Annotated in this window: 20 protein-coding genes; 15 read left to right on the forward strand and 5 right to left on the reverse strand. The window is 68.8% G+C overall.

The features are described 5' to 3' along the window. Window positions 1-12: 12 nt before the first annotated feature. From AC07X5_RS25020 to bfr, 4 genes are all read right to left on the reverse strand, one after another. Entirely contained in the window at window positions 13-1,710 is a 1,698-nt protein-coding gene (locus AC07X5_RS25020; RefSeq protein ID WP_494772314.1) for a PepSY-associated TM helix domain-containing protein, read from the reverse strand. Continuing rightward, entirely contained in the window at window positions 1,707-2,015 is a 309-nt protein-coding gene (locus tag AC07X5_RS25025) for a DUF3649 domain-containing protein (RefSeq protein ID WP_494772315.1), read from the reverse strand. The genes AC07X5_RS25020 and AC07X5_RS25025 overlap by 4 nt, the downstream gene beginning before the upstream one ends. Window positions 2,016-2,034: 19 nt before the next feature. Next, entirely contained in the window at window positions 2,035-4,254 is a 2,220-nt protein-coding gene (locus tag AC07X5_RS25030) for a TonB-dependent siderophore receptor (RefSeq protein WP_494772316.1), read from the reverse strand. A 460-nt stretch (window positions 4,255-4,714) separates the two neighbouring features. Beyond that, window positions 4,715-5,191: a bacterioferritin gene (gene bfr / locus AC07X5_RS25035; RefSeq protein WP_494772317.1), complete on the reverse strand. Its 477-nt coding sequence runs from the start codon at window positions 5,189-5,191 to the stop codon at window positions 4,715-4,717. A gap of 371 nt (window positions 5,192-5,562) precedes the next feature. Here bfr and ahpC point away from each other — a divergent pair, with 371 nt between their 5' ends. From ahpC to AC07X5_RS25110, 15 genes are all read left to right on the forward strand, one after another. After that, window positions 5,563-6,138: an alkyl hydroperoxide reductase subunit C gene (gene ahpC, locus AC07X5_RS25040; protein ID WP_007854684.1), complete on the forward strand. Its 576-nt coding sequence runs from the start codon at window positions 5,563-5,565 to the stop codon at window positions 6,136-6,138. 183 nt (window positions 6,139-6,321) lie between these two features. Then, on the forward strand, window positions 6,322-7,929 hold the full coding sequence (ahpF, locus tag AC07X5_RS25045) for an alkyl hydroperoxide reductase subunit F (protein WP_494772318.1): 1,608 nt from the start codon (window positions 6,322-6,324) through the stop codon (window positions 7,927-7,929). A gap of 238 nt (window positions 7,930-8,167) precedes the next feature. Next, entirely contained in the window at window positions 8,168-10,408 is a 2,241-nt protein-coding gene (locus tag AC07X5_RS25050; protein ID WP_494772319.1) for a TonB-dependent hemoglobin/transferrin/lactoferrin family receptor, read from the forward strand. A 54-nt stretch (window positions 10,409-10,462) separates the two neighbouring features. Next, complete coding sequence (locus AC07X5_RS25055) at window positions 10,463-10,810, forward strand: hypothetical protein (protein WP_409959712.1); 348 nt, start codon at window positions 10,463-10,465, stop codon at window positions 10,808-10,810. A 2-nt stretch (window positions 10,811-10,812) separates the two neighbouring features. Further along, window positions 10,813-11,940: a hemin-degrading factor gene (locus AC07X5_RS25060; RefSeq protein ID WP_494772320.1), complete on the forward strand. Its 1,128-nt coding sequence runs from the start codon at window positions 10,813-10,815 to the stop codon at window positions 11,938-11,940. Beyond that, a complete protein-coding gene (locus tag AC07X5_RS25065) occupies window positions 11,930-12,808 on the forward strand; it encodes a heme/hemin ABC transporter substrate-binding protein (RefSeq protein WP_494772321.1) in 879 nt (292 codons plus the stop codon). The genes AC07X5_RS25060 and AC07X5_RS25065 overlap by 11 nt, the downstream gene beginning before the upstream one ends. Next, window positions 12,805-13,890, forward strand: a complete 1,086-nt coding sequence (locus AC07X5_RS25070; RefSeq protein WP_494772322.1) for a FecCD family ABC transporter permease — start codon at window positions 12,805-12,807, stop codon at window positions 13,888-13,890. Before AC07X5_RS25065 ends, AC07X5_RS25070 begins: the two co-directional genes overlap by 4 nt. Next, entirely contained in the window at window positions 13,887-14,699 is an 813-nt protein-coding gene (locus AC07X5_RS25075) for a heme ABC transporter ATP-binding protein (protein WP_494772323.1), read from the forward strand. The genes AC07X5_RS25070 and AC07X5_RS25075 overlap by 4 nt, the downstream gene beginning before the upstream one ends. Before the next feature lie 112 nt (window positions 14,700-14,811). Then, entirely contained in the window at window positions 14,812-15,192 is a 381-nt protein-coding gene (locus AC07X5_RS25080; RefSeq protein WP_409955953.1) for a hypothetical protein, read from the forward strand. Between the two features lie 148 nt (window positions 15,193-15,340). Beyond that, window positions 15,341-16,588: a TolC family protein gene (locus tag AC07X5_RS25085; RefSeq protein ID WP_494772324.1), complete on the forward strand. Its 1,248-nt coding sequence runs from the start codon at window positions 15,341-15,343 to the stop codon at window positions 16,586-16,588. Between the two features lie 30 nt (window positions 16,589-16,618). Next, window positions 16,619-17,173 carry a hypothetical protein gene (locus tag AC07X5_RS25090; protein WP_494772325.1) on the forward strand — a complete coding sequence of 185 codons (555 nt, stop codon included), beginning with the start codon at window positions 16,619-16,621 and terminating at the stop codon, window positions 17,171-17,173. Further along, complete coding sequence (locus AC07X5_RS25095; RefSeq protein WP_494772326.1) at window positions 17,170-18,279, forward strand: efflux RND transporter periplasmic adaptor subunit; 1,110 nt, start codon at window positions 17,170-17,172, stop codon at window positions 18,277-18,279. The genes AC07X5_RS25090 and AC07X5_RS25095 overlap by 4 nt, the downstream gene beginning before the upstream one ends. A gap of 12 nt (window positions 18,280-18,291) precedes the next feature. Then, on the forward strand, window positions 18,292-21,411 hold the full coding sequence (locus tag AC07X5_RS25100) for an efflux RND transporter permease subunit (RefSeq protein ID WP_494772327.1): 3,120 nt from the start codon (window positions 18,292-18,294) through the stop codon (window positions 21,409-21,411). A 38-nt stretch (window positions 21,412-21,449) separates the two neighbouring features. Continuing rightward, window positions 21,450-21,839, forward strand: coding sequence for a hypothetical protein (locus AC07X5_RS25105; RefSeq protein ID WP_409955948.1), 390 nt, complete (start codon window positions 21,450-21,452; stop codon window positions 21,837-21,839). A gap of 96 nt (window positions 21,840-21,935) precedes the next feature. Beyond that, the gene (locus tag AC07X5_RS25110; RefSeq protein ID WP_494772328.1) at window positions 21,936-22,496 is read left to right on the forward strand and encodes a DUF4303 domain-containing protein; all 561 of its coding nucleotides are present in this window, start codon (window positions 21,936-21,938) and stop codon (window positions 22,494-22,496) included. On the opposite strand, the gene ppsR is transcribed toward AC07X5_RS25110, so the two are convergent. Next, entirely contained in the window at window positions 22,493-23,314 is an 822-nt protein-coding gene (ppsR, locus tag AC07X5_RS25115) for a posphoenolpyruvate synthetase regulatory kinase/phosphorylase PpsR (protein WP_494772329.1), read from the reverse strand. The two genes, AC07X5_RS25110 and ppsR, sit on opposite strands and share 4 nt — an antisense overlap. Between the last annotated feature and the right edge of the window lie 149 nt (window positions 23,315-23,463).

Here is a 23,463-nt window from a genome sequence, read left to right on the forward strand (position 1 = left end):
GCGATGGCTCCTTCAGGCCTGGGCGGCGGGCCGGGCATCGGGTGCCGGCATCGCCGAGGCAGCGGCGGACCTGCGCGGTGCCTTGCCCGGCAGCGGCCGGCCCGGGCGCAGGCGCCAGGCCAGCCAGCCCAGCAGCACGCCGGTGGCCAGGAACGTGAGGTCCAGGCCTGCCCACAGCCAGTCGCCCGCGGGCAGGCTCACACCGAGGTGGGTGGACGTGGTCAGGGCATTGAGCACCGGCAGCGAGGCCCAGGCCGCGCCGGCCAGGGCCAGTACCAGCGACCAGCCGCGGCGGTTGGGGAACAGCACGCCCCACAGCAAGGCCACGCCCCAGGCGCCGAAGAAGTAGGACAGCTCGGCATCGGGCCGCTCAGGCGCATCGAGCGGGATCAGCCGGTTGGAGGCCATGTACACCGCGCAGGCCAGCGGCAGGCCGGCGAGCGAGGCGATGTTCAGGCTGGCCACCAGGCGCTGGCCAAATGGCAGGCGCACTTTGTCATCGGCAGCCGCGCCCTTGCGCTGGCCCTGCGCGGCACGCTTGACGGACCACAGCACCATGCCGGTGGCGATCATCATGCTGCCCAGGAGGCCAAAGCCCACCAGCGCCCAGCGCATGCCCGGGCCGGCGAAGCGGCCCAGGTGCAGGCCGTAGAGCACGCCATAGGTCACGGCGGCGGGCGTGGTGGCATCGGTCTGCTCCAGCACCTTGCCGGTGACCCCATCGAAGAGCATGCGCTCGGGCCGGTACTGCAGGCGGTCGCCCTCATGGCGCGTGACTTCGACCACCGGCGTGCCCTGCGCATCGCGCCGGGCCTGGATGCCGCCGATGCGCCCGCCATTCCATTGGGTGCGTGCCGTCTCCAGGATGGGGCCGAGCGCCAGCGTGGGCAGGGGCTCGACCTTGTCGCCGGGGTTGCGGCGCACGCGGCGCTCGGGCTTTTCGCCCTGCAGGTCGGCAAAATAGGTCTGCGAGTCCACGCCCTTGGGGCCCTGGTAGGCCACGGCGATGCCGGCGGGCATGTACAGGGTGTGGAAGATCATGAGCCCGCTGAAGGTGATCATCAGGTAGAAGGGCAGCACCAGCACACCGGTGACGTTGTGCGCATCGAGCCAGGCGCGCTGCCCGCCCTTGGCCGGGCGGAAGGTGAAGAAGTCCTTGAAGATGCGCCGGTGCGTGACCACGCCCGTGAGCAGGGCGATGAACATCAGCATGGTGGCCACGCCCACCACCCAGCGGCCCTCGATGGTCCAGCGGCCCTTCTGCGCCGTGCGCAGCTCGAAATGGAAGCGGTAGAAGAACTCGCCGCCCATGGTCTTGCGCGCATCCACGGTCTCGCCGGTCTGCGGGTTCATGAGCAGGGTCTCGAAGCGGCCGTTGCCCGTGTCGCGCCACAGCAGGGTGACGGCGTTCTGGCGCTCGTCGGGCATGCGCATGATCCATTGCGTCACGTCGGGTTGCTTCTGGTTCATGGCCGCGATGGCGCGCTCGGCCACGTCGCGCGTGGGCGGGGGCATGCCGTGCAGCTCGGGCCGCATCCACAGGTTGAGCTCGGTCTTGAAGAAGGACAGCGTGCCCGTGAGGAAGATCGCGAACAGCAGCCAGCCCAGGATGAGCCCGGCCCAGGTGTGCAGCCAGGACATGGCCTGGCGAAAGCCTTCGCCCGCCTGTTCGCGCGCGGCGCGGGTGGCAGAGTTGGTGTTGGTGGTCATGGCAGCTTCTCCAGCCAGCGCGGCGCCATGGCGCAGGCGCCCAGTGCGAGCGCGGGCAGCAGGGTGCCGCCCCAGGCGCCCCAGGCCGTGCGCGCGTAGAAGGCCCAGCCAGCAGCGCCGGCGTAGACCAGCCAGGCCAGCATGGTGGCGGTGAGCACGGCCTCCACGCGCGGCATGGCCAGTGCCAGGGCAAGCGACAGGGCGGCCGTGAAGGCTGCGGCCAGCGCATAGCCGCCGGCGGTGGCCGCCAGGGCGCGCGAGGTGATGGCCAGGCGGTAGCGCCAGGCCGGCTGGGTGGCTTTCATGGGCCGGAGCTCCCGAGGCTCAGAACGTTCCGCGCAGCGTGAACGAGGCGGTGCGCGGGTCGGCCCAGTGCACGCCGTTGTAGAAGCCCACGCGGTTGTAGTAGTGCTTGTTGAGCAGGTTGTTGACGTTCACGCTCGCGGTGAGGTGCTCGTTGATGCGGTAGCTGGCCATCAGGCTACCGATGACCACGGCACCCTGGTCGATGCGCGACGTCACGGTGACGGGGGCTCCGGTCGCGGTAAGCGCGCCCGTGGGCCGCTGCGCGGCGTTCCAGAAGTTGCTTTGCCAGTTGATGCCGCCGCCCACGGTCCAGCGCTGGCCGTCGCCGAACCTGTAGGTGGTGAACAGGCGCAGCAGATTGCGCGGGATCACGGTGTTGGTGGCCACGCCCAGGGCCGTGCGCGAACGGGTGTGGCTGTAGCCGGCCGACAGGTTCCACTGGCGCGTGATCTGGCCCGAAGCCTCGAACTCCACGCCATCGACCTTGTTGCCCTTGCCCGTGGCGCGGTAGGCCTGCACGCCGCCGGGCAGCGAGTTGGGGGCCACCGAGTCGTCGATCTCGGCCACGTTGTCCTTGGTGCTCTTGAAGATGGCGGCCGAGACGTTCATGCGCTTGTCGAATAGCTCGCCCTTGATGCCGGCCTCGATGCTCTTGCCCACTACGGGGTCGAGGATGGCGTTGCCCTTGTCGCGGTAGTTCTGCGGCTGGAAGATGTCGGTGTAGGCGCCGTAGGCGGTCCACTCGGGCGTGAGCTCGTACAGCACGCCGGCATACGGGGTGTAGATGCCATCGTTGCGGTAGCCCGAGGTGGAGCTGAGCGCACCGGTGGCGGCGTAGTTGTTGGTGCGGGTCTCGTACTCGCCGTAGCGCAGGCCCAGGATCACCTTGAGCGGGTCGGTGATGTGCAGGCGCGTGGCCGCGTAGGCGGCCTTTTGCTCGATCACGCCGATGCTGGTGGGTACGGCCTCGATCGTGGTCGGGAAGATCGGCACGTTGCCGGTCCAGGTGCGCCAGTCGGGGATCTGGCTGTAGCTGGCCGGCATGGCACCCAGGGTCACGCGCAGGCTGTCCGTGGTGCGCCTGTTCTGGCCCCAGCCGAAGACGACATCGTGGCGCCGGCCGAAGGCATCGATTTTGCCTTCCATGTTGAGGTCGACCACGTTCATGGTCTCGTCGGAGGGAAAGCGGCCGTAGGCCACCGTGATGCCGCTGCCGTCGGGCCGCGGGTTGCCGCCGTAGCCGAAGTACAGGTGCCCGTCCTGCACGCGCGCACTGTGCGTGAACGCCGCGCGCAGGCGCCAGTCGGCGTTGAAGCGGTGGTCCAGCGTGGCCGTGGTCTTCTTCTCGACGATGTTCCACGAGGCCCAGGGCGTGGACAGGTTCAGGTCGTAGGGCAGGTTGGCCACGGAGCCATCGGCGTTCCAGTACAGCACGGTGCCCCAGGTGGCGCCGCGCGGGTCGGACTTCTGACGCTCGTAGCCCAGCGACACGGTGGTGTTGGAGCCCACATCGGCCTCGACGATGCCGTAGAGGGCATCGAGCTTCTGTTCGTAGAAGGGGCGGAACGAGTCGGACTGCTGCTGCGCGGCGACGAAGCGCCCGCGGATCTTGCCGTCGAAGGCCAGCGGCCCGGCAAGGTCGATCTCGCCGCGGCGCAGGCCGTAGCTGCCCAGGCGCACGGCAGCGCTGCCCTGGAACTGTGTCGTGGGGCGCTTGCGCACCTGGTTGATGGTGGCCGAGGGGTCGCCTGCACCCACGGTCAGGCCGGCGGCGCCGCGCAGCACCTCGATGCGGTCGTAGACCACGTTGTCGCCATTGGTCTTGAGCGAGCCGCCAAAGGTGTTCAGCATGCCATCGACCTGGAAGTTGGTGATGTTGTAGCCGCGTGCGCTGTAGCCGATGCGCTCGCTGTCGGTGTAGCTCACGTACACGCCGGTGGTGGCCTGCATGGTCTCGGACAGGGTCTGCAGGCCCTGCTCCTCCATGCGCTCGCGCGTGATGACGGACAGGGACTGCGGTGTTTCGCGTGGCGTGAGGCCGAGCCTGGTGGCGCTGGAGAGGGGTGCGCGGGTGGTATAGGAGCCCGTGCCTTCAGTGGTGGCGTCGTGGCCATCGGTCACCGTGACTTCCTTGAGCACGGCGGGTGCCGGTGCAGTCTGGGCGTGGGCCATGCCCGCACAGGCCAGCAACGCGGCAGCGGCAAGGGGCGTCAGAGAGGAGGGGCGGCGGCGGTGCATGTCGGTCGGTCAATCCTGGTCGTCGTTGTGGGCCGTTGCTGCTGGCGGGGCCGGGGCGGGGGCGCCATGACGGAGACGCGCAGCCAACGGATGGAAAGCCGCGCGCAGGCGCGGCACGGGGTGCACATGGGTGCCCCGAAAATCAGGTTGGCTGGCAGGGAAGGCAGACGTGCAGGCCCTGGCATGTGCAGGGGCACGGTCGGAGGGCTGCTGGCTGGAGCCTCCGATCTTACTTTTAATTGAGAACGTTTCTCATTGTTGTTGCTGAAATGTGTGCGTTTGCAACAACAGTACGGGCTTGTCGCGCAGTGGCGGGGCGGCGCCGGAAATGAAAAACGGGCCCGAGGGCCCGTGGGAAAAGTGTGGGGTGGTTCTTGTTGTCGCGCTGCTGGTCAGTCTTCTTCTTGTCGAGCCTGCTCTTCTCGTCTTCGTGGGGCGACTCGTTGAATGGGGTGGTGTCTCAGTCTTCTTCGCTCATCTGCGACTGCAGGTAATTCTGCAGGCCGATCTTGGCGATCAGCTCGATCTGGGTTTCCAGGAAGTCGATGTGCTCTTCGGTGTCGTCCAGGATCTTCTGCAGGATGTCGCGTGAGACATAGTCGCGCACGGTTTCGCAGTGGGCGATGCCGGCCTTGATGGTGGCCTGCGCGCCCTTCTCGGAGCTCAGGTCGCAGGCCAGGATCTCCGGCACGTCCTCGCCGACCTGGAGCTTGGCCATGTCCTGCAGGTTGGGCAGGCCGTCGAGCATGAAGATGCGGTCCATGAGCACGTCGGCATGCTTCATCTCGCCGATCGATTCCTTGTATTCCTTCTTCGCCAGCCTGTCGAAGCCCCAGTGCTTGAGCATGCGGTAGTGCAGGAAGTACTGGTTGATGGCGGTGAGCTCGTTCTTGAGCTGGGCCTGCAGATGGCCGATGACCTGTGCGTCGCCTTGCATGGGGAGACTCCTTGTTATGTTATGTCGCCGACGATTGTCGTAAGGCGAGGGGCCGCTTGCAAGGCAAGCCCCCGTATTTGCGCATTGGCTGCGTGTGATGCTGAGTTGTGTTCGCGTTTGTTCCCGCCGACGTTGGGGCCATCGGGGTCCGCCGGGATTTTCGCCGTAGCTTCACAGAACCGGTCCACAGTGCTGCATGGGGTAAAGGCCGGCCGGAAACAGCCGCTTTCAACCCGGAACCCGATGCGAGCGCGGAATTTTGTATAGTCACAGGCAATTGATTCAATCAAATCAATTAATTGGATTGATGGCCTTCCAGGGCCTAAACTTCATTCCGTAGTCAGTTCAACCCACCCTTTAAGGAAACAGCAATGTCCCTGATCAACACGCAAGTTCAACCCTTCAAGACCACCGCTTTCGTCAACCGCAACGGCAAGGGCGAGTTCATCGACCTGACCGAAGCCGACCTGAAGGGCAAGTGGTCCGTGCTGATCTTCATGCCTGCAGCGTTCACCTTCAACTGCCCCACCGAAATCGAAGACGCTGCGGACAACTACCCCGAGTTCCAGAAGGCCGGCACCGAGGTCTACATCGTCACGACCGACACGCATTTCTCGCACAAGGTCTGGCACGAAACCTCGCCCGCCGTGGGCAAGGCCAAGTTCCCCCTGGTCGGCGACCCGACGCACCAGCTGACCAACGCCTTTGGCGTGCACATCCCTGAAGAAGGCCTGGCACTGCGCGGCACCTTCGTGATCAACCCCGACGGCATCATCAAGACGGCCGAAGTGCATTCCAACGAAATCGCCCGCGACGTCAAGGAAACCGTGCGCAAGCTCAAGGCGGCCCAGTACACCGCCGCCCACCCCGGCGAAGTCTGCCCCGCCAAGTGGAACGACGGCGCCAAGACCCTGGCCCCTTCGCTGGACCTGGTTGGCAAGATCTGATCGGCTGATTGCATCGGCAGAGCGGCCTTGGGGCCGCTCCCCAGCCGGACAGCGTCATGGCGCGCGTGCGCCATGCCGTCCGGCTTTTTTTCGCCCATTTTTTTACGCTCTGTTGCGGACCCGGGCTTGCCACAAGCAGCCCTGGCCCCCACCCTATAAGCCAGAACTCGAAAGGACACCACCATGCTCGACGACCAACTCAAGACCCAGCTTGCCGCCTACCTGGAGCGCGTGACGCAGCCGTTCGAACTGGTGGCCTCCCTGGACGACAGCCAGACCTCGCGCGAGATGCTGGAACTGTTGACCACCATCCAGTCGCTGCGCGCCGACAAGATCAGCCTGCGCACCGATGGCAACGACGCCCGCAAGCCCTCGTTCAGCCTGCAGCGCGTGGGCAGCACGAACTCGCTGCGCTTTGCCGGCCTGCCCCTGGGCCATGAATTCACCTCGCTGGTGCTGGCCCTGCTGTGGACCGGCGGCCACCCGCCCAAGGTCGAACCCGAGGTGATCGAGCAGATCGCCGCACTGGATGGCGATTTCAGCTTCGACGTCTACATGAGCCTGACCTGCCACAACTGCCCGGACGTGGTGCAGGCGCTGTCGCTCATGTCCATCATCAACCCCAAGATCAAGACCACCGTGGTCGAAGGCGGCGCCTTCCAGCAGGAAGTGGCCGACCGCGAGATCATGGCCGTGCCCATGGTGTTCATGAACGGCCAGGTCTTCGCCTCGGGCCGCATGTCGGTCGAAGAGATCGTGGCCAAGCTCGACACCGGTGCCGCCGCCCGCGACGCCGCCAAGCTCTCGGCCAAGGCACCGTATGACGTGCTCATCGTCGGCGGTGGCCCTGCTGGCGCCGCAGCCGCCGTGTACGCCGCCCGCAAGGGCATCCGCACCGGCGTGGCGGCCGAGCGCTTCGGCGGCCAGGTCAACGACACGCTGGCCATCGAGAACTACATCTCGGTGCTGGAGACCGACGGCCCCAAGTTCGCCGCCGCACTCGAAGCCCACACCCGCGCCTACGACGTGGACATCATGAACCTGCAGCGTGCCGACAAGCTGATCCCCGCCAGCGAGCCCGGTGGCCTGGTCCGCGTGCAGCTGGCCAACGGTGCCACCTTGCAATCCAAGACGGTGATCCTGTCCACCGGTGCGCGCTGGCGCAACGTCAACGTGCCCGGCGAAGCCGAGTACAAGAACAAGGGCGTGGCCTACTGCCCGCACTGCGATGGCCCGCTGTTCAAGGGCAAGCGCGTGTCGGTCATCGGCGGCGGCAACTCGGGTGTGGAGGCCGCCATCGATCTGGCCGGCCTGGTGGCCCACGTCACGCTGATCGAGTTCGCCGACCAGCTCAAGGCCGATGCGGTGCTGGTCAACAAGCTCAAGAGCCTGCCCAACGTGAGCATCCACACCAATGCGCAGACCACCGAGATCACCGGTGCCGATGGCAAGGTCAATGGCCTCAGGTACAAGGACCGCGCGACGGGCGAGGAGCACCTGGTGGCGCTTGAAGGCGTGTTCGTGCAGATCGGCCTGGTGCCCAACACCGAATGGCTCAAGGGCACGGTGGAACTGTCCAAGTTCGGCGAGATCATCGTCGACTCGCATGGCCGCACCAACCTGCCGGGTGTGTTCGCTGCCGGCGACTGCACCACGGTGCCGTTCAAGCAGATCGTGATCGCCGCCGGCGATGGCTCCAAGGCCGCGCTCAGTGCCTTCGACCACCTGATCCGCATGCCGGTGCTGGCCAAGGCCACGGCCGAAGCGGTGCCGGAGGCGGTAGAGGCCTGACGCATCGGCCGTGCCGGAGCACCTCCAGCCGTTGATTGAACGGGAGCCTTCGGGCTCCCGTTTGCTTTTGTCCTGGCCCTCGATGGCGGGTACGATCCCAGTCCGCACTGTCAATGTGTATTGATAATTATTCTCATATAATTCACGCTTAGCCAGCCACTGCCAGCCCATTTGAGGGGCACCCAGGCGTCCGAAGCCAGCTCTGTTCCAACCCCTGATTCAGAGAGAAGGTTTCCCCGTGGCGCACCCGACCGACAAGTTCCCCCGTTTCGCACTCCGTCCGCTGGCCTTGCTGGCCGCGCTGGCGTGTGCCTCGTTCACCGGCGCCCAGGCACAGACTGCGGGCCAGCCCGCGCAGATCGTGGCCGCAGGCCCCGCACTCAAGGAAGTGGTGATCAGCGGCTCGCGCAGCGAGCAGAACCCCGACGAACTGCCGATGAGCATCGACGTGATCAACGCGCGTGCGCTCGAAGAGGGCCAGGTGCGCGACATCCGCGATGCCGTGCGCGAGCTGCCCAACGTGTCGGTCACGCGCTCGCCGGCGCGCTTCTCGCTGGCCAGCGGCTCCACCGGCCGGGAGCAGAACGCGGGCTTCAACATCCGTGGCCTGGACGGCAACCGCGTGCTGATGATGGTGGACGGCGTGCGCCTGCCGCGCAGCTACGTGTTCAGCGCCAATGCCTTCGGCCGCGACTACCTGGACATGGGCCTGCTGCAGCGCATCGAGGTGGTGCGCGGCGCCACCTCGGCGCTGTACGGCTCGGACGGCATGGCCGGCCTGGTGAATTTCATCACCGTGGACCCCGAGAACTTCCTCAAGGACGGCAAGACGCTGGGCGGCCAGGTGAGCGCCGGCTACGACGGCGACGACCACGGCAAGCGCCTGGGTGCCACGGTGGCCGGCCGCGCCAACGACACGGTGCAGTGGCTGGTTGCCGGCAGCGTGAACCGCTCGCGCGAGCTCGGCAACATGGGCACCAACGATGCGGCCAATGCCGACCGCACCCTGCCCAACCCGCAGAAGGACCGTGGCGGCGCGCTCATGGGCAAGGTGGTGCTCACGCCCGGTGCAGGCCAGCGCCACGCCTTCACGGTGGAGCATGTGGACAAGACCTCCGACTACGAGTTGCTCACCGCGCGCTCCAAGCCGCCGCTGGCCGCCACCTCCGCGCTGTCGTCCAACTCCTCCACCGACATGCGGCGCACCCGCGCCACCTGGGAGGGTAACTGGCGCCTGAACGCCGGCTTTGCCGACGACCTGAAGGCCACCCTGAGCTACCAGGACGCGCATTCGCGCGAATACGCCTTCGAGGACCGCAACACCGCGGCCGACCGCGTGCGCGACGTGACCTATGACGAGCGCAGCTGGCAGGCCAATCTGCAGGGCAGCAAGGTGCTGCGCGGCAGCGGCAGCCTGGTGCAGAAGATCACCTACGGCCTGGACTACTCGGCCGCCAAGGTCACCAACCTGCAGGACGGCGTGACCCCGCCCGTGGGCGAGACCTTCCCGCTCAAGCGCTTCCCCGACACCAAGGAGACCAGCGCCGCGCTGTATGTGCAGGACGAAATCGTGAGCGGCCCCTTCAGCGTGACGCCCGGCGTGCGCTTCGACAGCTTCCGCATCAAGGCCGACCAGACCGGTTTTGGTGCCCAGGCGGTCTCGCTCTCGGGCAATGCCACCTCGCCCAAGCTCGGCGTGCTGTACCGCGCCAACGATGCCTGGAGCATGTTCGGCAACTACGCCGCGGGTTTTCGCGCGCCCAACGCCGGCCAGGTCAACGCTTTCTTCGAGAACCCGGTCAGCAACTACAAGACGGTGCCCAACGGCAACCTCAAGCCCGAGAAGAGCCAGAACTTCGAGCTCGGCGTGCGCGGCCGCATGGACATGCTGTCCATCGAGGCGGCGGCCTTTACCGGCCGCTACAAGGACTTCATCGAGGACCTGCGCCAGGTGGGCGGCACGGGCGCGCCGGGCAACCCGCTGGTGTTCCAGTCGGTCAACATCGGCCGCGTCAAGCTCAATGGCTTCGAGGTCAAGGGCGACGTGCGCTGGGGCCATGTGGCCGGCGGCCAACTGAGCACGCCCTTCGCCTACGGCCAGACGCGTGGCCGCGACACGGCCACCGGCAAGCCCGTCAACACCGTGGACCCCTCGCGCCTGACGACCGGCCTGCGCTACGACACCAGCGCATGGATGGCCCGCCTGGACCTGACGCACGCCGCCGCCAAGAAGGCCGAGGACGTGACCCCGGCCACGGGCAGCACGCAGTTCCTCACGCCCTCGTACACGGTGCTGGACCTGTCGGGCCAGTGGCGCATCCGCAAGGACCTGCGCCTGAACGCCGGCATCTACAACCTGACCGACAAGAAGCACTGGCGCTGGGCCGACGTGCGCGGCCTGGCCGCCAACGCCAGCTTCATCGACGCCTACAGCCAGCCAGGCCGCAATGTGCGCGTCTCGCTGGTCGCGGACTTCTGACCGGCATTTCTTTCGAAACCCATCCATCGCGGCCTTCCTGCCAAGGAGACAGACATGAGCCATGCACCCGATACGCCCGCCTCCAGCGCCCATTGCGACGAGGAGTACAGCCTGCCCTGCGCCGAGGCACTGCTGGCCGGTACCCTGGCGCTGATGACGGGCTATGTGCAGGCCTGCTGCGACAGCCACCGCGATGCCATGGGCCGCAAGATCACCGCCAACCTGCAGATGCTGGCCGACGCCGAAGGCTTCACGCCGCACTTTCGCACCGTGGTCTGGAGCCTGCAGGGCCGCTGGGCCCAGCAGAGCGCCGGGCAGGGGTGCGATGCCGCCAGCGCCGCCCTGTCGGCCGCCGAGCAGCGCCGCGCGCTGTGGATCCCCACCCCCGAAACCGTCCAATGAGCATGACCTCTTCCTCCTTCACCCCCGACCCCAACGGCATGCGGCTTCAGACGGCCCCTGCCATCCGCGAGCAGTTCGCCGCCATGCGCGCCTCCGGCAGGCGCGCCAAGGATGCCGCCGAAGCCCTGGGCCTGTCCGAAGGTGCAGCCATTGCTGCCCATGCGGGCGAGCATGAATACCCGCTCAAGGCCGTGCCGCTGCAGGGCTCGTGGCTGCAGCTGCTGCAGGCGCTGGAGGCCTGCGGCCCGCTGATGGCGCTCACGCGCAACGAAGGCGTGGTGCACGAGAAGACCGGCGTCTACACCAACATCTCGGCCACGGGGCCGGTGGGCCTGGCGCTCGGCGAGGACATCGACCTGCGCCTGTTCTTCGCGCAGTGGCACGCAGGCTTTGCCGTGACCGAAGCCGCCGCCGACCCGTCACGCGCGCCCATGCGCAGCCTGCAGTTCTTCAACGCCCACGGGCGTGCGGTGCACAAGGTGTTCACGCGAGACGCAACCGACCTGGCCGCGTTCGATGCCGTGGCGCAGCGCTTTGCTCTGCCCAGCGCGGGCTATGTGTTCGGCGCGCCGCCGCAGGCCGAGGTGCCGCGGCCCGATGCCGAGATCGACATTGCCGGCCTGCGCGAAGGCTGGGCCGCGATGCAGGACACGCACGAGTTCTTCGGCCTGACCAAGAAGTTCGTTGTGGAGCGCCAGCAGAGCTTTCGCCTGGTGGAAGGGCAGTTTGCGTGGCGCCTGGCGAAGGAATCGGTCACCGCCGTGCTGCAGCAGGCCGCTGCGGGCGGCCTGCCCATCATGGTCTTCGTTGGCAGCGGCGGCTGCATCCAGATCCACACCGGCCCGGTGAACAACATCAAACCACTGGATACGCCCGGCGGTGCGCAGTGGATCAATGTGCTCGACCCCGGCTTCAACCTGCACCTGCGCACCGACTTGGTGGCCAGCGTGTGGCTGGTGGAAAAACCCACCGCCGACGGTGTGGTGACCTCGGTCGAGGCCTTCGACCCCGCGGGCGAGCTGATGGCCATGTTCTTCGGCGCACGCAAGCCCGGCCAGGCCGAGCTGCAGGGCTGGCGCGACCTGGCGGCCCGCCTGCCGCGGCTGCAGGAGCTGGCCCATGCTGCGTGAGACCGCATTGATCCATCGCCGCCAGGTGCTGCTGGGTGCCGCAGCGCTGCCTGCCGTCTTCACCGTGGGCCAGGCCCATGCAGCGGGCGCCGCGCGCATCGTCTCGCTGGGTGGCGCGCTGACCGAGGTGGTCTACCTGCTGGGTGCGCAGGCGCAACTGGTGGGCACCGACACCACCAGCCTATTCCCCGAGGCCGCGCTCAAAACCGCCAAGGTCGGCTACATGCGCCAGCTTTCGGCCGAGGGGCTGCTGTCCCTCAAGCCCGATGCCGTGGTGGGCACCACCGAGGCAGGGCCGCCCGTGGTGCTGGACCAGGTGCGCAGCGCCGGTGTGCGCGTGGAACTGGTCAAGGCCGACCACACCTGGGACGAGGTGCAGCGCAAGGTGGCCACCGTGGGCCGCGTGGCGGGCCGCGAACGCGAGGCCGCCGCCCTGCAGGCCGACCTCGACGCCCAGTGGGCGGCGGTGCAAATGAGCGTGGCCGCGGCGGCTGCGCGGCGCCCGCGCGCGATCTTCATCCTGTCGCACAGCGGCAGCCCCATGGTGGCCGGCACCGGCACCGCGGCCGATGCGCTGATCCGCTTTGCCGGCGGTACCAACGCCATCAACCAGTTCGCGGGCTACCGGCCGCTCACTGCCGAGGCCATGGCCAGTGCCGCGCCCGAGGTGCTGCTCAACAGCACCCAGGGCATCGAGGCACTGGGCGGTGAGGCCGCGTTCTGGCAGCGGCCGGAGCTGGCCCTTACCCCGGCCTTCCGCCGCAAGGCCCTGGTGACCATGGAAGCCAGCCAGTTGCTGGGCTTTGGCCCGCGCCTGCCTGGCACGGTGCGGGAGATCCAGGCGCGCCTGCAGGCGATCACCGCGTGAGCGGGGCAGCCGCCGCCATGCAGCCCATTCCACGGCGCGCGCCCGGGCGCCTGTCCCCGCGCGCCGCGCTGGCGCTGGGCCTCGCCCTGGTGCTGCTGGCCTTCGTCTGGGGCAGCACGCAGGGCGCTTATGCCATCACCACCGGCCAGCTGTGGCAGGTGCTGATGCAGGCCGTGGGCGCCGTGCCTGCGCCCGAGGATGCGCCCGAGTACCTGGTCTTCGTCAACATCCGCCTGCCGCGCCTCTTGATGGGCTTGGCTGCCGGGGCCGGCCTGGGTCTGGCCGGCGCGCTGATGCAGGGGCTGTTCCGCAACCCGCTGGCCGACCCCGGCCTGATCGGCGTGAGCAGCGGTGCGGCGCTGGCCGCGGCGCTCACCATCGTGCTGGGCAGCTACTTCCTTCCCGACATGCCGCGCACGCTGGGCAGCTGGTCGCTGGTGACCATGGCCTTCGGCGGTGGACTGGTGGTCACGGCGCTGATCTACGGGCTGGCGCAGGCCGATGGCGGCACGCGCATGGGGCTCATGCTGCTGGCCGGTGTGGCGGTCAATGCGCTGGCGCTGGCAGGCCTGGGCTACCTCAATTTCATCTCCACCGACGAGCAGTTGCGCAACATCCAGATGTGGCTGCTGGGCAGCCTGGGCGGCGCGCGCTGGAGCGCCGTGGCGCTGGTGGGCGGCGTGGTGGCGGTGGCCTGCAGCCTGGGCCTGGCGCTGGCCCGGCCGCTCAATGCGATTGCCCTGGGCGAGGCGCAGGCCGCGCTCTTGGGCGTGCCGGTGGAGCGCACCAAGCGCCTGACCGTGCTGGTGACCGCGCTGGCGGTAGGTGCCGTGACCGCGGCCACCGGCATCATCGGTTTCATCGGCCTGGTGGCGCCGCACTGGGTGCGCCTGGTGGCCGGGCCCGACCACCGCGTGGTGCTGCCCTGCTCGGCCCTGCTGGGCGCCACGCTGGTGCTGGTGGCCGATGTGGTGGCGCGCACCATCGTCAAGCCGGCGGAGCTGCCGCTGGGCGTGCTCACCGCCTTCATCGGCGTGCCGCTGTTTTTGGCCATGCTGCGCCAGTTCCGGGGCAAGGTGTGAGTGCGAACCCGCTCCCTTCCGGCGATCCGCTGGTGTGCGATCAGTTGGGTGTCGGCCTGCCGGGCCGGCCCTTGCTGGCCACCGTGCATGCGCAGCTGCAGCCCGGCCGTTTCACGGCCATCCTCGGGCCCAACGGGGCGGGCAAGTCCACGCTGCTGTCCATGCTCTCGGGCCAGCGCGCGCCACGCTCGGGCAGCGTGGGCCTGGGTGGGCGGGTTCTGGGGCGCATTTCCGCGCCGGAACTGGCGCGCCTGCGCGCAGTGCTGCCGCAGGAGACGGCCGTGGCCTTCGACTTCACGGTGCAGGAGGTGGTGGAGATGGGCCGCCTTCCCCACCGCCAGGCGCCCAGCCGGCACGAGGCGCGCATTGCCCAAGACGCCATGCAGGCCACGGGCGTGGCCCACCTGGCTACGCGCGGTGTCAACACCCTCTCGGGCGGCGAGCGCGCACGTGCCCACTTGGCCCGGGCCCTGGCGCAGATCTGGGAGCCCCGGCCCGATGGCGCCACGCGCTGGCTGCTGCTCGACGAGCCGACTGCCGCGCTGGACCTGGCGCACCAGCACCAGGCCATGGCCCTGGTGCGCCGCTGGGCGGTGGAGCAGGGCATCGGCGTGGTGGCCGTGCTGCACGACCTGAACCTGGCACTGCGCTATGCGCACGATGTGGTGCTCATGGGCGCGGGTCGCTGCGATGTGGGGCCCACGGCGCAGACGCTGGATGCCGCGGCGATTGCGCGCGTCTGGGGTGTGCAATGCTCCGAGGTGCGCGCCAGCGACGGCGTGGCGCAGTTCCTGGTGGCTGCGGGATGATGCGCAGATGACGATTCGGTCATCTCTCCATGCCATACCCTTGGGCGCCTGGGGACATGGCCCCTGGCGCATGCTGCGCCGCGCCATCTTGTCACTAGAATGCGCGCACACCATGCGCCGCCTGCTGCTCGTCTTCCTGCTGCTGTTCATGCCGCTCCAGTCCATCTGGGCCGCGGCATCGCCGTACTGCGGGCACGAAGCGGCGCCGCAGGCATCGCATTTCGGCCACCATGTGCACGAGCACCAGGCCGATGGCGCGCATGCTGCGCCCTCCCAGGCGAACGAGACACCGGACCACAAGGCCCTCGCCACTTCCGGCACGGCCGACATGGACTGCCACGCCTGCCACGGCGTGGGCAGCGGCATGGCGCTGAGCGCCAGCGCACAGGCCATTGTGGTGTCGGTAGGCCGTCCTGCGCCCCAGATGGCTCCCGCCTGGGTCCTCCCCCCTCTATCCCGACCCGAACGCCCCAACTGGTCCGTCCTCGCCTGAGCGGCGAGGCGGGTTGAGGGCGGCCCCTTCCTGACGATTGCACGCTGCCCTGTGGGCAGCAGCGGAGCGCGCGCACAGGTGCGTGCGTGCCGGGCGTCGTGCCTTGCCGATTTCAACCCGTGGCCCCTGGCCACTGCAGAGGAATCGGATGCAACGAACGAGAAAATCACACACGCCACGGCTGGGCATCGCCGCCGTGGCCCTGGGGTGGGCATTGGCCGGCAGTGCCGCGCTGGCCCAGCAAGCCGCACCACCGCTGACGCTCAAGGCCCTGTTCGAGCGCGCCTGGGAGCGCCAGCCCGAGGCCCAGTCGGCCGCGCTGCGGCGCGAGTCGGCGCAGGCCGCGCGCAGCGGTGCCAACGCCTGGACGGCCGAGCCCGCCGCGCTGGAGCTGTCGCGCAAGAGCGACCGCCCCGGCAGCAACCAGGGCAGCCGCGAGTACGAGGTGGGCGTGGCCCTGCCGCTGTGGCTGCCCGGCGAGCGCACACGCAAGCAGGCCTTGGGCGATGCCGAGATCCAGGCCGTGGAAAGCCGCCGCCTGGCCGCGCAACTGCAATTGGCCGGCACCGTGCGCGAGGCCTGGTGGGCCCTGCAGCGCGCGCAGGCTGAACTGGGCCTGGCCCAGGACCGGCTGCAGAGTGCGCAGCAGCTGGCAGCCGATGTGGCGCGGCGCTTCAAGGCCGGCGACATGTCGCGCGCCGACCAGACCCAGGCCGAGGGGGCCGTGGCCCAGGCCGAGGCTCTGGTGGCGGAAGCCACGGGCGCACGCGACGCCGCACAGGCCGCGTTGGCGGTATGGGGCGGTGCCGTGGTCCAGGCCGATGGCGCCGAGCCTGAAGCGCTGCCTGCTGCCGGCCTGCCCGCTGAGCACCCCGCCGTGGCCGACTGGCAAGGCCAGGCGGAAGTAGCGCGCCGCGCCGCAGATCTGGCGGCTGTGCAGACCCGCGCCAACCCGGAGCTGACCGTGGCCGCCACGCGGGCGCGCGAGCAATCGGGCGAGCGCTATGCGCAAAGCTTCACGCTGGGCGTGCGCATCCCCCTGGGCGGTGGCGAACGCGCGCATGCCAAGGAGGCCGCCGCGCGCGCCGATGCGCTGGACGCCGAGGCCCGCGCCCGCGTGGAGCAGGACCGCCTGGCCGCCGACGTGGCCGCTGCCGCTGCCCGCGTGAAGGCCGCCCAGGCCCAGCGCGCAGCCATGGAGCGCCATGCGGCCCTGGCGCGTTATACGCGCGGCTTTGTCGACAAGGCCTTCCGCCTGGGCGAGGCCGACTGGCCCACGCGCCTGCGTGTGGAGCTCGACGCCGTGCAGGCCGAACGGCAGCTCGCGCGTGCCCGCATCGACGCGGCCGCCGCCATCTCCACCCTGCGCCAGGCCATGGGCCTGCTGCCGCAGTGAGTGCCCCTCATTCCCTTCTTCTGGACCACCATGCAATCCCTTTCCCTGATTCCCACCCTGGGCCTGGCCCTGGTGCTGGGCCTTGTGCCCCCGGCCGTGCTGGCCGACGCCGACCATGACCACGGCGAAGCGCCCGCTGCCGCTGCAGGCCCTGCGCTGCCGCGCTTTGCCGCCACCTCCGACCTGTTCGAACTGGTCGGCGTGCTCGATGGGCAAAAGCTCGCGCTCTACCTCGACCATGCGGGCGACAACAGCCCCGTGAAGGATTCGCAGATCGAACTCGACATCGCCGGCACGCGCGTGCCCGTGACCCGCGTGGCCGACGGCGAATTCCAGGCCGCCCTGGCCGCTCCGCTGGCCGAGGGCGTGAGCCCCATCACGGCCACCGTGGTGGCCGGCAGCGAGACCGACCTGCTGGCCGGCGAGATCGATGTGCATGCCGCCGCGCATGCCCATGCCGAGCCATCGGGCCTGATGCGCCGCCCCGCGGTGCTGGCCGGCGGCATTGCCGCTGCGTTGGGTGCCCTGGCCCTTGTGTGGGGCCTGCGCCGTGGCCGCACCGTCCGCGTGGGAGGTGCAGCATGAAGTGCACCCTGATTGCCGCCTTGCTGGCGGCAGCAGCCCTGTGGGCCCCGCTCTCCGCGACCGCAGGAGAAGGCCATGACCATGGCGATGCACCACCCGCCGCCGACGGCAACGGCCCCAAGCGCCAGCCCGATGGCAGTGTCTTTTTGCCCAAGCCCGCACAGCGCCAATTGGGCGTGCGCACGCTGGTGGCGGCCGAGGGCCGGCACCCCAAGGCATTCGAGCTGGCCGGCACGGTGGTCATGGACCCCAATGCCGGTGGCAAGGTGCAGGCCGCGCTGGCCGGCCGGCTGGAGGCGGGGCCCAAGGGCCTGCCCGGCGTGGGCCAGGCGGTGCGCAAGGGCGAGGTGCTGGCCTATGTGGTGCCCACGGCGGGCGCCATCGAACGCTCCAACCAGCTGGCCCAGCAGGCCGAGCTGCGCGCATCGCGCGACCTGGCCGCACGCCGCGTTGCGCGCCTCAAGGAACTGGCCGACACCGTGCCGCGCAAGGAGATCGAGGCGGCCGAGAGCGAGCTGCAGAGCTTTACCCAACGCCTGGGCGCGGTGGGCGCGGGCCTGGCAACGCGCGATGCGCTGGTGGCCCCGGTCTCTGGCGTGATCGCCTCGGCCAATGCGGTGGCGGGCCAGGTGGTCGATGCGCGCGAACTGGTGTTCGAGGTGGTGGACCCCTCGCGCTTGCGCGTGGAGGCCCTGGCCTACGACACGGCGCAGGCCCACAGCGTGGCCGGAGCCGCGCTGGCCGTGGGCGGGCAGCGCGTGCCGCTGCGCTTCCTCGGCGCGGCGCGCAGCCTGCGCGAGCAGGCGCTGCCGCTGCAGTTTGCCGGCGATGCGGCGGTGCTGGGCACCCTGGCCCTGGGCCAGCCGGTGCGCGTCTTCGTGCAGTCCACCGAACAGGCTGCGGGCGTGCAGGTGCCCGTGGCTTCGCTGCTGCGCAATCCCGCCAACCAGACCATCGTCTGGGTCAAGGAGTCGCCCGAGCGCTTTGCGCCGCGCGTGGTCACCTATGTGCCGCTCGACGGCACCTCGGTGGCCGTGACCTCGGGCCTCAAGGCCGGCGACCGTGTGGCCACGCAGGGCGCCACGCTGATCAACCAGGTCCGCTGAGGGAGCCGCACGATGTTCAAGTGGCTACTCGAAAGCAGCCTGGCCAACCGGCTGCTGGTGCTCATGGCGGCGGGTGTGCTCATGGCCTATGGCGCCTTCACGCTCTCGCGCACCCCGGTGGATGTGTTCCCCGATCTCAACAAGCCCACGGTCACGCTCATGACCGAGGCCGGCGGCATGGCCGCCGAAGAGGTGGAGCAGCTCATCACCTTCCCGCTGGAGACGACGATGAACGGCCTGCCCGGCGTGGAGAGCGTGCGCTCCACCTCCAGCGCCGGCCTGTCCTTCATCTACGTCACCTTCGACTGGAGCACGGACATCTTCCGCGCCCGGCAGATGGTGTCCGAGCGCCTGTCGTCCATGGAGGAGGGGCTGCCCGTGGGCGTGACGCCGCGCATGGGTCCCATCAGCTCCATCATGGGTGAGATCATGCAGGTGGCGATCCCCATCGACGTGCAGCGCACCACGCCCATGGCCGTGCGCGAGTACGCCGACTGGGTGCTGCGCCCGCGCCTGCTGGCCATTGCCGGCGTGGCGCAGGTGATCCCCATCGGCGGCGAGGTGCGCCAGTTCCAGGTGCAGCCGCAGACGGCGCGCATGGCCGAGCTGGGGATTACGCACGACCAGCTCACGGGCGCGCTCAAGGGCTTCTCCAGCAACACCTCGGGTGGCTTCCTGGAGCTCAACGGGCGCGAGTACCTGATCCGCCACCTGGGCCGCACCTCGCGCCTGGAAGACCTGCAGAACCTGGCCCTCACCGCGAAGAACGGCCAGCCCGTGCTGCTGCGCCAGGTGGCCGAGGTGACCTTCGCCGCCGCGCTCAAGCGCGGCGATGCGGGTTTCGAGGGCAAGCCGGCCGTGATCCTGGGCATCCAGAAGCAGCCCACGGCCGACACCATCGCGCTCACGCGCAGCATCGAGGCGGCGCTGGTGGACCTCAAGGCCTCGCTGCCCGCGGGCATGGAGGCGCCGCGCGTCACCTTCCGCCAGGCCAGCTTCATCGAGGCCTCGGTCACTACCCTGCAGGGCAAGCTCATGGGTGCCTCGGTGTTCGTGGCGGTGATCTTGTTCGTGTTCCTCGGCACGCTCAGGCCCACGGTGATCGCGCTCACCGCCATCCCGGTGTCGATCTTCATCACGGCGCTGGTGTTCAAGTACTTCGGCCTGTCCATCAACACCATGACCCTGGGCGGCCTGGCGATTGCCATCGGCGGCCTGGTGGACGATGCGGTGGTGGACGTGGAGAACGTGCTGCGCCGCCTGAAGATGGACCGCGCCAAACACCCCAACCACCGCCTGCACCCGCTGGAGGTGGTCAAGCTCGCGTCGATGGAGGTGCGCTCGGGCATCCTCTACGCCACGGCCATCATCGTGCTGGTGTTCCTGCCGCTGTTCGCGCTGCCGGGCATCGAGGGGCGGCTGTTCGTGCCCCTGGGCATCGCCTTCATCGTCTCCACGCTGGCCTCGCTGCTGGTGTCGGTCACGGTCACGCCGGTGCTGGCCTTTTACCTGCTGCCGCGCATGAAGAACCTGGACCACGGCGACACGCGCGTAGTGGCCTGGCTCAAGGCGCGTTACCGCGGCGGATTGATGGGCGTGCTGGCGCGCCCGCGCATGGCCATGGCCGTGAGCGCCGTGGCGGTGGTGCTGTCGGTGGCGGCGGTGCCGTTCTTTCCGACCACCTTTCTGCCGCCGTTCAACGAGGGCACCTTGCTCATCGGCATGCGCCTGAACCCGGGCGTGACCCTGGCCGAATCGACCGCCCTGGCCAGCCAGGCCGAGGTGCTGGTGCGCCAGGTGCCCGAGGTCACGCACGTGGGCCGGCGCAGCGGCCGCGCCGAGCTCGACGAGCATGCCGAGGGTGTGCACGTGAGCGAGCTCGACGTGGGCCTGCTGCCCGCTGCGGAGCTCAAGCGCAGCATGGCCGAGGTGCAGGCCGACATCCGCAGCCGGCTGGCGCAGATGCCGGCGGCCATCGCCATTGGCCAGCCGATCTCGCACCGCATCGACCACATGCTCTCGGGCGTGCGCTCGCAGATCGCGATCAAGCTCTTCGGCGAAGACCTCGATACCCTGCGCGGCCAGGCCGATGCGCTGCGCGCGCGCCTGGCCAGCATCGACGGCCTGGCCGACCTGGAGGTGGAAAAGCAGGTGCTGGCACCGCAGATCACCGTGCGCGTGGACCATGCCGCTGCGGCGCAGTACGGCGTGCCGGCGGCGCAGGTGCTGGCCACGCTGCAGGGTCTGGTGGAGGGCGAGAAGGTCACGCAGATCGTGGAGGGCAGCCGCCGCTTTGCGCTGGTGGTGCGCCTGCCCGAGAGCGCGCGCTCACTTGAAGGCCTGGCGCAGATCATGATCGAGACCCCGCGCGGGCGCGTGCCGCTGTCGCGCCTGGCCAGCATCGAGGACGGCGACGGCCCCAACCAGATCAGCCGCGACGACGGCAAGCGGCGCATCGTGCTCTCGGCCAATGCGCAGGGCCGGGCGCTGTCCGACGTGGTGGCCGACATCCGCAAGGTGGTGGGCGAGACGCGCCTGCCCGAGGGCTACTTCATCACCCTGGGCGGCCAGTTCCAGGCGCAGGAGGAAGCGAGCCGCCTGGTGGGCCTGCTGGCCATCGTCTCGCTGGTGCTGATGTTCGTGGTGCTGTACACGCGCTACCGCTCGGCCACGCTGTCGGCGCTCATCATGGCCAACATCCCGCTGGCGCTGGTGGGCGCCGTGCTGGGGCTGTGGATCTCGGGCCAGCCGCTGTCGGTGGCGGCGCTGATCGGCTTCATCACGCTGGCGGGCATCTCGGTGCGCAACGGCATCTTGAAGGTGAGCCACTACCTGAACCTGATGCGCGTGGAAGGCGAGAACTTCGATACCGCGATGATCGTGCGCGGCTCGCTGGAGCGGCTCTCCCCCGTGCTCATGACCGCCCTGGTCACCGCCTTCGCGCTGGCACCGCTGCTGCTGGAGGCCGAGCGCCCGGGCACCGAGATCCTGCACCCGGTGGCCGTGGTGATCTTCTCGGGCCTGATCAGCTCGACCCTGCTCGACACCTTCCTGACCCCGGCCCTGTTCTGGCTGTTCGGCCGGCGCGACGCCGAGCGCCTGCTCGACGACCGCAATGCCGAGGCCTTCTGATTTTTCCTCTGTTCCCCTCCACCCCTGAAAGGACAACCATGACAAGCAAATTCCTTCTGGCCGCGCTGGCGCTGGCCGTTTCGAGCACTGCCTTTGCCGCTGGTGACCACAGCCACGGCGACGACCACAAGCCGCAGCACGGCGGCATCGTGGCTGGCACCCACGACATGGACTATGAGCTCGTGGCCAGGCCCGATGTGATCACCCTGCACCTGCGCGACCACGGCAAGCCGGCCAGCGCGCAGGGCGTGGGCGCCAAGCTCACGCTGCTCAACGGCACGGAGAAATCCGAAGCCGTGCTGGTGCCCGCCGGCGACGGCAAGCTCGAAGCCAAGGGCAGCTTCAAGGTGGCGGCCGGCACCAAGGTCGTGGCCCTGGTGACCCTGCCGGGCAAGAAGCCGGCGAATGTGCGCTTTGCGTTGAAGTAAGCGCAAACGGGAGGGGTGTGGAATGCGTCACGCAAGTGGCGCGGTCTTGCGGTGGCATGGGCGGCGTGCGGCACACGCATCGCCTACCATGCGCCCATGCCTGCCTCCACCGATTTTGATTTTTCCGCGCTGGCCGAGGGCATCGCCCAGGCCAGCCGCGCGGCCCTGGCCGAGATCTCCGAACGCTGCGGCCCCGGCGACCCCGTTTGCGCCTTCACGCTCTACACCGACGACGGTGCGATGACGGTGTGCCCGGCCATGGTGACCGAATCGCAGGTGCGCGAACTCACCACCCGCAACCCGGACGAGGCCGATTACTACCGCTACAGCTCTGCGGAATGGCCGCTGGAGGGCGAGGGTGCCAACGCTGCCTTCAACGCCCTGTGCACCCGCGTGGCCGACCATGTGCTGGCGCTGCCGGACGAAGGTGGCGATGCCGCCTTCAATGCGTTCCGCGCGCAACTCCTCGAAACCATGCTCCTGGTGCTGGAGCGGCTGCGCCGCGAAGACCCGGCCTTCGCGCGTGAATCACTGATGCTGCAGGTAGCGGTGTCGGACGGCGACGAGCCCGCCGAGGTCCTCAACCAATGGGTGGCGCGCTTGAATCCGCCCGACCTGGCTGCCGGGTTCAAGGCCTGGACGGATACCTGGGCCTAGTATTCCAGACGCTCGGGGCGTATTTCCTGCAGGATGGTCGTCGCGATCTCCTCGATCGACTTGGTGGTGGTCGACAGCCAGCGGATGCCGGAGCGGCGCATCATGGCCTCGGCCTCGGCCACCTCGTTGCGGCAGTTGACCAGGTCGGCGTACTTGGAGTTGGGCCGGCGCTCGTTGCGGATCTCTGACAGGCGTTCGGGCTGGATGGTCAGTCCGAAGATCTTCTTGCGGTGCGGCTCCAGCGCGGGCGGCAGCACGCGGCGCTCGAAATCCTCGGGGATCAGCGGGTAGTTGGCCGCCTTCATGCCGTATTGCATGGCCAGGTACAGGCTGGTGGGGGTCTTGCCGCTGCGGCTCACCCCTACCAGGATCACGTCGGCGCCGGCCAGGTCGCGGTTGCTCTGGCCGTCGTCGTGCGCCAGGCTGAAGTTGATGGCCTCGATGCGGTCCGTGTACTCCTTGCTGCGGCTCACGTCGGAGAAGCGGCCCACGCGGTGGTGCGACTTGATGCCCAGTTCATCCTCCAGGGGGTGCACGAAGGTGCCGAACATGTCCAGCAGCATGCCCTTGCAGCCTTCCTGGATGACGCGCAGCACCTCCATGTTGACCAGGGTGGTGAAGACGATGGGCTTCTTGCCCTCGATCTCGGCCGTGTGGTTGATCTGCCGCACCGTCTGGTGCGCCTTGTCCACGCTGTCGATGAAGGGCAGGCGCACATGGCGCGGTTTCATCTCGAACTGGGCCAGGATGGCGTTGCCGAAGGTTTCCGCCGTGATGCCGGTGCCGTCCGAGACGAAGAATACGGTGCGCGTGTGCATGGTGCTGGGTCTTTGGGGGGAGAGATCGGGGAGCGGGGCCTACAGGCATCGTAAGCAGGTTCCTGCATGTTCCGGGCGCGGCAGGCCTACAATCGCGCCAATTATCCAAATTTCTCACCATGCACGCCGTCGGCCCACAACCACAACGA

The organism is Acidovorax sp. GW458-11-26-14-TSB4 (genome assembly GCF_059423865.1).

Bases quoted from the DNA above. Each gene is read 5' to 3' on its own strand.
- AC07X5_RS25020 (WP_494772314.1), bottom strand. From the start codon at position 1,710: ATGACCACCAACACCAACTCTGCCACCCGCGCCGCGCGCGAACAGGCG.
- AC07X5_RS25025 (WP_494772315.1), bottom strand. From the start codon at position 2,015: ATGAAAGCCACCCAGCCGGCCTGGCGCTACCGCCTGGCCATCACCTCG.
- AC07X5_RS25030 (WP_494772316.1), bottom strand. From the start codon at position 4,254: ATGCACCGCCGCCGCCCCTCCTCTCTGACGCCCCTTGCCGCTGCCGCG.
- bfr (WP_494772317.1), bottom strand. From the start codon at position 5,191: ATGCAAGGCGACGCACAGGTCATCGGCCATCTGCAGGCCCAGCTCAAG.
- ahpC (WP_007854684.1), top strand. From the start codon at position 5,563: ATGTCCCTGATCAACACGCAAGTTCAACCCTTCAAGACCACCGCTTTC.
- ahpF (WP_494772318.1), top strand. From the start codon at position 6,322: ATGCTCGACGACCAACTCAAGACCCAGCTTGCCGCCTACCTGGAGCGC.
- AC07X5_RS25055 (WP_409959712.1), top strand. From the start codon at position 10,463: ATGAGCCATGCACCCGATACGCCCGCCTCCAGCGCCCATTGCGACGAG.
- AC07X5_RS25060 (WP_494772320.1), top strand. From the start codon at position 10,813: ATGACCTCTTCCTCCTTCACCCCCGACCCCAACGGCATGCGGCTTCAG.
- AC07X5_RS25065 (WP_494772321.1), top strand. From the start codon at position 11,930: ATGCTGCGTGAGACCGCATTGATCCATCGCCGCCAGGTGCTGCTGGGT.
- AC07X5_RS25080 (WP_409955953.1), top strand. From the start codon at position 14,812: ATGCGCCGCCTGCTGCTCGTCTTCCTGCTGCTGTTCATGCCGCTCCAG.
- AC07X5_RS25085 (WP_494772324.1), top strand. From the start codon at position 15,341: ATGCAACGAACGAGAAAATCACACACGCCACGGCTGGGCATCGCCGCC.
- AC07X5_RS25090 (WP_494772325.1), top strand. From the start codon at position 16,619: ATGCAATCCCTTTCCCTGATTCCCACCCTGGGCCTGGCCCTGGTGCTG.
- AC07X5_RS25095 (WP_494772326.1), top strand. From the start codon at position 17,170: ATGAAGTGCACCCTGATTGCCGCCTTGCTGGCGGCAGCAGCCCTGTGG.
- AC07X5_RS25100 (WP_494772327.1), top strand. From the start codon at position 18,292: ATGTTCAAGTGGCTACTCGAAAGCAGCCTGGCCAACCGGCTGCTGGTG.
- AC07X5_RS25105 (WP_409955948.1), top strand. From the start codon at position 21,450: ATGACAAGCAAATTCCTTCTGGCCGCGCTGGCGCTGGCCGTTTCGAGC.
- AC07X5_RS25110 (WP_494772328.1), top strand. From the start codon at position 21,936: ATGCCTGCCTCCACCGATTTTGATTTTTCCGCGCTGGCCGAGGGCATC.
- ppsR (WP_494772329.1), bottom strand. From the start codon at position 23,314: ATGCACACGCGCACCGTATTCTTCGTCTCGGACGGCACCGGCATCACG.